The 9338-nt window shown below is 46.6% G+C and carries 14 protein-coding genes; 12 read left to right on the top strand and 2 right to left on the bottom strand.

Annotation, left to right across the window (positions count from 1 at the left end; genetic code table 11):
* Positions 1-234: 234 nt before the first annotated feature.
* From BRW63_RS30060 to ppk2, 8 genes are all read left to right on the top strand, one after another.
* Positions 235-369 (top strand): DUF4160 domain-containing protein, encoded by a 135-nt coding sequence (locus tag BRW63_RS30060; protein WP_083583218.1) that lies wholly within the window; start codon positions 235-237, stop codon positions 367-369.
* A gap of 4 nt (positions 370-373) precedes the next feature.
* Positions 374-658 (top strand): DUF2442 domain-containing protein, encoded by a 285-nt coding sequence (locus tag BRW63_RS24105; RefSeq protein ID WP_073074923.1) that lies wholly within the window; start codon positions 374-376, stop codon positions 656-658.
* A gap of 9 nt (positions 659-667) precedes the next feature.
* Positions 668-1765 (top strand): galactokinase, encoded by a 1098-nt coding sequence (gene galK, locus BRW63_RS24100; protein WP_219898712.1) that lies wholly within the window; start codon positions 668-670, stop codon positions 1763-1765.
* A gap of 43 nt (positions 1766-1808) precedes the next feature.
* Complete coding sequence (locus BRW63_RS24095; RefSeq protein WP_223257496.1) at positions 1809-2438, top strand: SAM-dependent methyltransferase; 630 nt, start codon at positions 1809-1811, stop codon at positions 2436-2438.
* Positions 2439-2441: 3 nt separating this feature from the next.
* Complete coding sequence (locus BRW63_RS24090) at positions 2442-3374, top strand: RluA family pseudouridine synthase (RefSeq protein WP_073074921.1); 933 nt, start codon at positions 2442-2444, stop codon at positions 3372-3374.
* Positions 3375-3390: 16 nt separating this feature from the next.
* Positions 3391-3615 carry a hypothetical protein gene (locus tag BRW63_RS24085; RefSeq protein ID WP_223257495.1) on the top strand — a complete coding sequence of 75 codons (225 nt, stop codon included), beginning with the start codon at positions 3391-3393 and terminating at the stop codon, positions 3613-3615.
* A gap of 241 nt (positions 3616-3856) precedes the next feature.
* Complete coding sequence (locus BRW63_RS29710; RefSeq protein ID WP_073074920.1) at positions 3857-4063, top strand: hypothetical protein; 207 nt, start codon at positions 3857-3859, stop codon at positions 4061-4063.
* Positions 4064-4159: 96 nt separating this feature from the next.
* Positions 4160-5080, top strand: coding sequence for a polyphosphate kinase 2 (ppk2, locus tag BRW63_RS24075; RefSeq protein WP_073074919.1), 921 nt, complete (start codon positions 4160-4162; stop codon positions 5078-5080).
* Between the two features lie 145 nt (positions 5081-5225).
* Here ppk2 and tnpA read toward each other — a convergent pair whose 3' ends face one another.
* The gene (gene tnpA, locus BRW63_RS24070; protein WP_073074918.1) at positions 5226-5627 is read right to left on the bottom strand and encodes an IS200/IS605 family transposase; all 402 of its coding nucleotides are present in this window, start codon (positions 5625-5627) and stop codon (positions 5226-5228) included.
* 50 nt (positions 5628-5677) lie between these two features.
* On the opposite strand from tnpA, the gene BRW63_RS24065 reads away from it, so the two are divergent.
* The 3 genes from BRW63_RS24065 to BRW63_RS24055 all read left to right on the top strand — a co-directional run bounded on the left by BRW63_RS24065 (position 5678) and on the right by BRW63_RS24055 (position 8099).
* Positions 5678-6859 (top strand): RNA-guided endonuclease InsQ/TnpB family protein, encoded by a 1182-nt coding sequence (locus tag BRW63_RS24065; RefSeq protein WP_073074917.1) that lies wholly within the window; start codon positions 5678-5680, stop codon positions 6857-6859.
* Positions 6860-6964: 105 nt separating this feature from the next.
* On the top strand, positions 6965-7147 hold the full coding sequence (locus BRW63_RS30055) for a hypothetical protein (protein ID WP_083583216.1): 183 nt from the start codon (positions 6965-6967) through the stop codon (positions 7145-7147).
* A gap of 295 nt (positions 7148-7442) precedes the next feature.
* Positions 7443-8099, top strand: coding sequence for a M23 family metallopeptidase (locus tag BRW63_RS24055; RefSeq protein WP_073074916.1), 657 nt, complete (start codon positions 7443-7445; stop codon positions 8097-8099).
* A gap of 39 nt (positions 8100-8138) precedes the next feature.
* Here BRW63_RS24055 and BRW63_RS24050 read toward each other — a convergent pair whose 3' ends face one another.
* Positions 8139-8294 (bottom strand): DUF2256 domain-containing protein, encoded by a 156-nt coding sequence (locus tag BRW63_RS24050; RefSeq protein WP_073074915.1) that lies wholly within the window; start codon positions 8292-8294, stop codon positions 8139-8141.
* Between the two features lie 173 nt (positions 8295-8467).
* Between BRW63_RS24050 and BRW63_RS24045 the strand changes: the two genes are divergently transcribed.
* Positions 8468-9256, top strand: coding sequence for an RNA methyltransferase (locus tag BRW63_RS24045; protein ID WP_073074914.1), 789 nt, complete (start codon positions 8468-8470; stop codon positions 9254-9256).
* Positions 9257-9338: the final 82 nt, after the last annotated feature.

Here is a 9338-nt window from a genome sequence, read left to right as displayed (position 1 = left end):
AGTTTGAGAGCGTTAGTCTTAACCTCAACCCGTTGGGATCAATTCTGGAACAAGCTGAATCAATATGGCTTTTCCATTGCGCTCTAAGGGTATCAAATAAAGGTCGCACCCGTTTCTACCGTTCACAGTTACAGTTTGAAATCAAAAATCTGTAGCCTCGGAGTAATCTGTTTGCGATGTCAGTCACCTCTACCCTTCTATTGATCGTTTCCCCATAAACAAACTTTCACCGTTCTGCAAGGCAATCTCTCTGCCCGTGTCTTTAGCCTCGTCAAAGAATGGGCACTCGAACACCAGGATGAACTTCTCGCTAACTGGGAACGAGCTAGACAATCCGAACCGCTAGAACCGATCGCTCCTCTGGAGTAAACCTATGCTCAAAGACATCATCAGCGCTCACCCTATCTCTCCCTACCAGATCCACCTTCGCTTTGAGGACGGTATCGAAGGTACGATCGACCTCACCCAAATCATCACCTTCTCTGGCATCTTCGCCCCGCTTCAAGATCCTGCCTACTTTGCCACCGTCCGGGTTAACCCTGATCTCGGCACGATCGTTTGGGACAATGGAGCCGACCTCGATCCTGATGTTCTCTACGCGATCGTCACTCAACAACCCATTCCTGACTACACCGATCTTCAACCGCTAAATCCATGAAAAGATTCTATGATCACGTTTCAACAGATTTTTAATGCTGCACCTAACGTCGAAGCAAGTGCGCCCGGACGAGTCAATCTTTTGGGCGAACACACGGATTATAACGACGGTTTTGTGCTGCCCACCGCGATTCCTCAAACCACGATCGTGCAGCTCGGTTTCAGCCCCAATCATCAACATCATTTTTACTCTCACGAGCTTGAAGAATTGGTGAGTTTAACAACAACTGATCCGATTCCGCAAGGCTTTGCAAGCTATTCGTTGGGCTGTCTTCGAGTCGTAGAACAAGCTGGATATTCGATTCCGCCGTTGAATGTTTATGTGAATTCTTCAGTTCCGATCGGGTCTGGCTTATCGAGCAGTGCCGCGTTAGAAGTTGCCTTGCTGCGGGGGCTACGATCGCTCCTTTCTCTCGATCTCGACGACATTCACATTGCTCAACTCGCTCAACAAGCCGAAATTGAATATGCAGGTGTGCAGTGCGGCATTATGGATCAGATGGCATCTAGCCTTGCAGATACCCAGCACATGTTGTTTTTAGACACGCGATCGCTCGATCGTGAATTGCTTCCATTCCCAGCAGGTGCCGAAGTTCTTGTGATTGATAGTGGTATTCCGCGAACGCTGGCAGGGAGTGGCTATAACCAACGTCGCGCAGAATGCGAAGAAGCGTCAAAGCAATTAGGAGTGAAAGCGCTTCGAGACATCACAGACTTAATGCAAATTGAAACGCTATCTGAACTATTAAAAAAACGAGCGCGACACGTCATTACTGAAAACGATCGCGTGTTAGAAGCCAAACAAGAGATTACAGCCGTCCGATTTGGAGAGTTAATGAATGCCTCTCATGCCAGTCTGCGAGATGATTATCAAGTCTCGATCGCAGGTATCGATCAACTGGTATCGATTTTGCAAGCAACGCCTGATGTGTTTGGGGCCCGAATCACCGGGGGAGGATTTGGCGGGGCGTGTGTGGCCCTGGTGACTCAAGGTAAGGCAGGTACGATCGCTCAAACCGTGCTAGAGACCTACCGCAAAGCAGGCTACACAGGACGGCTGCTCGTCCCAGAAATACCCACCACACCTAGAGGAAACTATGCGACTTGAACAAGTAGTGCCATGGGGCCGATCGTGCTTAGAATATTGTCAAATGTTTGATCTCACAGAGACAGATTTGCAGTCTAAAATTCTCGACTGTGGCGGCGGGCCTGCTAGCTTTAATGCCGAGATGACGCAGCAAGGCAATTCGGTGATTTCGTGTGATCCGCTCTATCAATTTTCGGTTAATGAGATTTCTCAACGGATTGATCAAACTTATCCGATCGTGATCAAAACAACCGAGGTCAATCGTGATAACTTTGTTTGGACTACCATCCAGTCTCCTGAAAAACTGGGCCAAATTCGCATGGCGGCGATGCAGCAGTTTTTAGCCGACTTTCCGTTAGGGCTGCAACAAAGGCGTTATCAGCAAGAATCATTGCCTGATTTACCCTTTGATTCACAGCAGTTTGATTTAGCGTTGTGTTCCCATTTCTTATTTCTATACTCTGATCAGTTGTCGTTTGAGTTTCATCTTGCGTCGATCATTGAGATGTGTCGAGTTGCCACGATCGTAAAAATCTTCCCGCTCCTTGTCAATATGACCGGAGAACTATCACCCTTTCTAGAGCCTATCATGCAAGAATTAACTACACAAGGTTACTCGATACACACCAAACAAGTGCCCTACGAATTTCAGAAGGGTGGGAATCAAATTTTGCAAGTTAGTGCAAAACAATAAGCTATGAATCACGGCTGGACGTATCGCGAACGAATCGATAAATTAACTGAAAACTGTACGGTTTTAGAATATTACACTCAACGCTATCAGCATTCTAATCGTGCAGAATGGCAAACCCGAATTGTAACGGGTAAGATTTTACTGAATGGATCAGAGACAACAGATCACACAATCCTGAAACGAGGCGATCGACTTCTCTATAACCGTCCGCCCTGGCAAGAACCAGAGGTGCCGCTCACGTTTAAAGTGATGATTGAAGATGCTGATATTTTAGTCGTCTCCAAACCGTCAGGCTTACCCGTCTTACCAGGTGGCGGGTTTTTAGAACACACGTTGTTAGAGCAACTTCAACACCACTATCCCCACGAGACTCCGGTGCCGATCCATCGTCTGGGTCGTGGCACATCAGGGCTGGTATTGCTGGCACGATCGAGCCACGCCCGTGCATCCCTCAATCAACAAATGCGATCGCATCAAATTCAAAAAGTCTATCGCGCCTTAGCGACTGGAACTTCAATGCCTAATTGCTTCACGGTGACGCACCCGATCGGCAAACTTCCCCATCCAGTTTTGGGCTACATTTACGCCGCCCATCCAGACGGATTGGTTGCCCAGAGTGACTGTCAAGTACTGCGTCGCAATGAAGACACCGCGCTGTTAGAGGTGAATATTCTGACGGGGCGACCGCATCAAATTCGGATTCATTTAGCGGCGGCGGGATATCCATTAGTGGGTGACCCGCTGTATACGATCGGAGGCATCCCAAAAACATTTACGCCATCAGCAACAGGTGAATTGCCTGTGCCAGGAGATTGTGGCTATCATCTTCACGCGATGCATTTGACCTTTAGCCATCCGACCACCCATGACTTGATTCAAGTCACGTCGCCTCCACTAGATGTCCTTGATCATAACTACGCGACGATGTTTAGCTGACTAGACGGGTGGAGGTGTGACGGCAGGCATTGATTTTGGTCTCACGATCGCTGGAGTGCTTTGTGGTGATGAAGCCGCCAAGATCGCTCAACTCTTAATGAAGTACGATCCGGCCCCGCCCTTCGATGTGGGTTCACCCGAAAAAGCCGGGTCTGACTTAGTGAAGAAAGCAATATTATATGCTGCGGGGACATTGGGTTTAAAAGTAAAACAGGCAGTTTGGCATGATCACGAATTCTGAAGTTGATCGCGACCCTTACGGTATCTGCAAAGCAGCGCAAACTCCCGCACGTTGGGTACAGATCGGTTTTTGTGCAACTTCAATTGCCTTTAATCTCTGCTTAATTGCTCAGTTACTAACGGTTGGAGTTGCCTATTTTAATGACTCTGCTTGGCATTAGATCCGATTGCTACCCGCGAGATTGAAGAACTCTGCACAGAAGAACTAGCAGCAGTACACAATCATCCTGGTGACGCACACTATGCAGCAAGCCACGCACATTGCTGATGTGACAGCATTCTTCAACACTGAGACTGATGAGAGTGGCAAGCGGCGAGTCAACCTCGTCGAATTTAGCCCAACTGAGCAGATTTTTAACCGCCGATTATGTGAGCGGACGATTTGGTTAGGCAATGCTTTGAGCAGCGATCGCAGAACTCGTAGACCGAAATCCAAAGAATTGATCTGAACCATCCGCAGGAATGTAAAGATCATTCAGACTTGACCTTGAAAGGAAAATTTTTTAATTACAATCCTTTTAGTCCTTCCAATAAGGAAACGCACCATGTCAGACAACGAGAACGACGCTGCGATCGAACAGAACGACCATCAAGTCACGCCATTTTTAGAGGAAAACTCCCCCAAGAAGAAAAAGAAGAAAAAACTGGATGGCAACACCGCTTTAAACGATCAATCACCAACAAGACTTGTCAAGCTCAAGAACAAGTTTTATGAACAAGAACTGAGCCGTCTACAAATAGAATTAGTCAAGTTGCAGTATTGGATCAAACAAACGGGTTTCCGCCTGGTCATTTTGTTTGAGGGACGGGATGCGGCGGGTAAAGGTGGCACAATCAAACGAATTTCTGAACCTCTCAATCCGCGAGGTTGTCAGGTAGCCGCTTTGGGTACACCCTCCGATCGTGAGAAGACACAGTGGTATTTTCAGCGCTATGTTTCTCATCTACCGGGTGCAGGAGAAATTGTATTGTTCGATCGCAGTTGGTATAACCGCGCCGGGATCGAACACGTGATGGGCTTTTGCACGGATGATCAATATCAAGAATTTCTACACTCCTGTCCCGAATTTGAACGGATGCTGGTGCGATCAGGCATTGTATTGCTGAAGTATTGGTTCTCAGTCAGCGATGAAGAACAAGAGCGGCGATTTCAGTCTCGAACGATCGACCCAGCGCGACGGTGGAAACTCAGCCCAATGGATCTAGAATCGCGCGATCGCTGGGTGGAATATTCTCAGGCAAAAGATGCCATGTTTGTTCACACTAATATTCCAGAAGCCCCTTGGTTTACGGTAGAAGCAGACGATAAAAAACGCGCTCGGCTCAACTGCATCAGGCATATTCTGAGTAAAATTCCCTATGAGGATATGACTCCCCCACCCTTAGAGTTAGCGCCTCGTAAGTTGGCAGGCAACTACGTGCGATCGCCTCGAAACGAACAATTTTTTGTGCCATCCGCTTATTAAAAACCTGACATTCGATAGGAGCTTTTACATCTGACTCACTCCAGTTTAAAACCCTCCAAATCCATGCAGGGCAAGAACCCGCACCCAGAACAAATGCCCGCGCTGTTCCCATTTATCAGAGAGATGGGTCTAAAACCCCGTCCTTCTAGGACGGCTTTTCTTGATTCATAATGTACTGCTTAAGAACTTCAATCGGAGCGCCGTCAACGGAGCTAACAAAATAGCTAGGACTCCACAGTGCATCCTTACCGTAGGGTTTAGGATATCCAGCTTGACCATAGCGACGGCTAGAAACTCCTTTAAGAGCGTTGACAATTTGAGAGACTGAAAGCTTAGGAGGGAACTCGATCAAAACGTGAATATGATCAGCTTCACCATTGAATTCTAAAACCTGAAAGCCCATCTTTTCTCCTACTTCTATGAATGATTTTTGAATTACTGCAAGGCTTTCAGATGTAAAAACAGACCTACGATATTTGGTGACACAGACCAAATGTATCTTAAGACTCGAAATACTATGTCTTTCTTTCCGTAATTGGGTTGTCATTCGTTGTAGACCAACATATAATGAATTAACAGACCAATTCTAACACAGGCATGAAAGCTAGATATCAGTGTCGTTTCTATCCGACCGACCAACAGCAACAGAGTTTAGCTCAGTTGTTTGGTTGCGTTCGGGTCGTTTGGAACGATGCACTAGCTCTCAGCAAGAAAGACAAGTATCAGGGATACAACAAGCTTTCAGCTTTACTCACTCAATCTAAAAAGACGGTAGAAAGAGAATGGTTGAAAGAGGTTTCGTCTGTACCGTTGCAGCAATCTCTTAAAAACTTAGATACAGCCTACAAAAACTATTTTGATTCTCTAAAAGGGAAGAGAAAAGGTAAAAAGTTAAGCTCTCCTAAGTTTAAGAAGAGAACTAATTCTCAGTCTGCAACTTTTGTTAAATCGGGTTTCGCAATTACAGGTGAATCGGTGTATCTGGCTAAAATTGGATACCTAAAACCAATATGGTCTAGGAAATTACCGTCTGATCCTAGCTCAGTCACGGTGATCAAAGATTGTGCTAACCGCTATTTTCTCAGCTTTGTGGTAGACGTTGAACCCGTCGTAATCGATGCCAAAAACCAAAGTATCGGGATCGACTTGGGAATTAAAACTTTTGCAGTCATGAGCAATGGTGAAAAGGCTTTTAGCCCTAATTACGCAAAGCTTGATCGTAAAGTTCGCAGACTTCAGAAGAAGTTAGCACGGCAACAAAAAGGATCGAATCGTAGACACAAAACCCGTCTACAGATTGCAAAGCTTCACAATCAGATTGCTGACACTCGCAAAGACTTCCTACACAAGCTTTCAACTAAAATCGTTAGCGAGAATCAAGCTATCGTTTTAGAAGATTTGAATGGGTCAGGCATGGTCAAAAATCACAAGCTTGCTAGATCAATTAGTCTACAAGGATGGAGAGAGTTCAGAACGCTGTGTGAGGCTAAATCTGAAAAATATGGTAGGGAATTTCACGTCGTTAATCGATGGGAACCGACTAGCCAGATCTGTTCAGATTGTGGTTTTAGATGGGGTAAACTCGATCTTAAAATTCGTACTGTCAAGTGCTTAAACTGTGGCACTGAACACGATAGAGATGAGAACGCCGCTAAAAATATAAATCAAAGTCGCCATAGGGCATTGGGAGACTCTAAACGGACGTTGAGACAGAGTAAGACTACCTCGGTAGCATCAGTCAATGACGCGTCAAGAATCACTGCTGCTTTAGCCCGGTGAGTATGTCAACTCAACACCTTTCACGGGATTCGTAACGTCGATCCGGCTTTGATTGAAATGGGTAAGGTGTATGGCTTGAGTTTGAACTGACATGATTACCTCCGTTTGCAACAGTGTTCACGATCGCTTCATGTGCAACTTCTTGCCCTCACCCTAGCCCTCTCCTTTGGGAGCTATCTGAGCATTCGCAAGTTTGATCATCAAGCGGTAGAGTTGTTCATCAAGGGTGCTGCACTCAATCGCATGATCCAGATCTGTAAACCCGACAGCTATGAGGTTGAAGCTTAATTAAGGACTTCCTCAAGTCCAATCCTGTCTCTTTTTGCAATCATGCAACAAAGCCGCTTGTCTCTGTAAATTTAACGCTTAAATAATAAAGATTTAGTAAAGTATCCTTGTTTTGTCCACTGCCTTGAGAAAGACTTAAGGGTAGATTTCCGGGCTGAACTAGTGCTTTTGTGCTTAAATGAGCCTTGATCAAACAACCCAAGCCAAAAACAGGATTGGGCTACACGATCGCTCTGTGCATTCACGGCGATCGATTTACTCTCCCCTGAGCAGTCACCTATTGAGGAGCGAAAGAATGCAGCAAGTCCTGAAATTAATGACCTTACTCAAATCAGTTTCTAAAAGACATCTGATTCTCCTGGCAGGGCTGAGTTTTATAACCGCCATTTTGCTGGGATGGAGTCAAGGCAACGCGACTGCTTCAGAACCCAGCTCAACTCAGGTAGCGGTGGGTGGCACTTGGCAAGGCGCGTCCTTTCCGGTCGAAAACTTCCAGGGCTATACGTCTCCTTTTGGCTATCGTCAATCGCCTGATGGATCGTCCAATCAAGAGTTTCACCGAGGGTTAGATATGGCGGCTCCTGAAGGCAGCTATATTCGCAGTTGGTGGGCAGGCAAAGTCGTTGAGGTCACTGATAATACGGCTTGCGGCACGTCGATCGTCATTCAGTCTGGCGAGTGGGAACACATCTATTGCCATATGAATGGACACGTCGAAACCAACGGAAATGGCCAATATTTGAGCGATCGTAATGGCGGTCTCCAGATCTGGGAAGGTCAAATGATTCCCGCAGGTGCTCGAATCGGCCGCGTGGGCATGACCGGGCGCACTACTGGGCCTCACCTTCACTGGGGCTTAAAATATTCGAGACAGTGGGTTGATCCGGCAATGGTGCTAAGAGCGATGTATGCCGAGCAAAGTGGCTCCCGGTCAGTGTCAAGTCGCCCTTAATCAAGATTGTGAGTATAGGGGTGTACTTCCGGTACGTCCCTATTCTTTTGCCTCAGAGCGACGACGACGGCACCGTTCTGAGCAATATTTCACCTCATCCCAATTTTTCTCCCATTTTTTGCGCCAGGTGAAAGGCAGATCGCAAACAGGACAGACTTTGGTCGGCAAATCAGACTTAGAGCGATCGCGTCCCATAATTGAGAGAATGTTGAAGCAGGTTGAGCTATTTCAATTACAGCGTAAATTAAAGCTCTTTTTAAATAAAGCCAGAATTTGTGTAAGGGCATGGCACGGCAGTTCCCATTGACGTTGCAAGGAACCAATATTATTTAATCTGCGATCCTAAGAATTCCTCAAATTTCTCTGAAATGACTGAATCTGCCCTCGATCGAGTCCGCATTATCTTAGTAGAGCCAGCCGGGGCGCTGAATGTCGGCTCGATCGCTCGGATCATGAAAAATATGGGGCTATCTCACCTCGTTTTAGTCAATCCTCAGTGTGATCCCGGCTCCGCAGAAGCTCGACAAATGGCAGTCCACGCAGACGATGTGTTAGAAGCCGCGCAGATCACAAAGACTTTGCCAGACGCATTGAAAGGATGTCACCGAGCAATCGCGACTACAGTTAGAACTCGCGCGATCGCCACTCCCCTTGAGCATCCCAGAGATGCCCTTCCCTGGCTATTAGAAAACTTTCAAGCAGACGGGCAAACTGCGCTGATTTTTGGAGCCGAAGAACGAGGACTTAGCAATGAAGAACTCAACTATGCTCAACGGTTTGTTTATATCCCCTCTAGCGCGGTTTATCCGTCATTAAATTTGGCGCAGGCAGTGGCGATTTGCTGCTATGAACTATCTCAAGCACTCGATGATCAGAGGTCAGAAATTCGCTCTTTTGCACCTGACACCCGCACTCTAGAACCAGCCTCTCTCGACGCGATCGAAGCCTATTGTCAGCACCTCGAACGTCTCTTGCTAAAAATTGGCTATCTTCACCCTCACACCGCCAACAGCCGCATGGAAAAAATTAGACGACTGCTCAATCGCGCTTACCCGTCAGCAGCAGAAGTCGCTTTATTAAGAGGAGTCTTGCGGCAAGGTGAATGGGCATTAAACACCCAAAATCAGTCGCCTGGTTCTGACTCCAAATTGCTCTAAATATTTTTGCACTGGCTGCCAAATTTGCCCAACTCAATGTAAAATCCCTACATCTGTTGAGAAAAGCTTGCTTTCAGATTAG

Origin of the sequence: Phormidesmis priestleyi ULC007, assembly GCF_001895925.1 — a bacterium.
Classification (GTDB): Bacteria; Cyanobacteriota; Cyanobacteriia; order Leptolyngbyales; family Leptolyngbyaceae; genus Phormidesmis_A; species Phormidesmis_A priestleyi_A.
This window is presented reverse-complemented; position numbering and strand designations above follow the sequence as displayed.

Excerpts from the sequence above, each read along its gene's own strand:
- BRW63_RS24105 (WP_073074923.1), top strand. The coding sequence starts at position 374 with ATGCTCAAAGACATCATCAGCGCTCACCCTATCTCTCCCTACCAGATC.
- galK (WP_219898712.1), top strand. The coding sequence starts at position 668 with ATGATCACGTTTCAACAGATTTTTAATGCTGCACCTAACGTCGAAGCA.
- BRW63_RS24095 (WP_223257496.1), top strand. The coding sequence starts at position 1,809 with ATGTTTGATCTCACAGAGACAGATTTGCAGTCTAAAATTCTCGACTGT.
- BRW63_RS24090 (WP_073074921.1), top strand. The coding sequence starts at position 2,442 with ATGAATCACGGCTGGACGTATCGCGAACGAATCGATAAATTAACTGAA.
- BRW63_RS29710 (WP_073074920.1), top strand. The coding sequence starts at position 3,857 with ATGCAGCAAGCCACGCACATTGCTGATGTGACAGCATTCTTCAACACT.
- ppk2 (WP_073074919.1), top strand. The coding sequence starts at position 4,160 with ATGTCAGACAACGAGAACGACGCTGCGATCGAACAGAACGACCATCAA.
- tnpA (WP_073074918.1), bottom strand. The coding sequence starts at position 5,627 with ATGACAACCCAATTACGGAAAGAAAGACATAGTATTTCGAGTCTTAAG.
- BRW63_RS24065 (WP_073074917.1), top strand. The coding sequence starts at position 5,678 with ATGAAAGCTAGATATCAGTGTCGTTTCTATCCGACCGACCAACAGCAA.
- BRW63_RS24055 (WP_073074916.1), top strand. The coding sequence starts at position 7,443 with ATGCAGCAAGTCCTGAAATTAATGACCTTACTCAAATCAGTTTCTAAA.
- BRW63_RS24050 (WP_073074915.1), bottom strand. The coding sequence starts at position 8,294 with ATGGGACGCGATCGCTCTAAGTCTGATTTGCCGACCAAAGTCTGTCCT.
- BRW63_RS24045 (WP_073074914.1), top strand. The coding sequence starts at position 8,468 with ATGACTGAATCTGCCCTCGATCGAGTCCGCATTATCTTAGTAGAGCCA.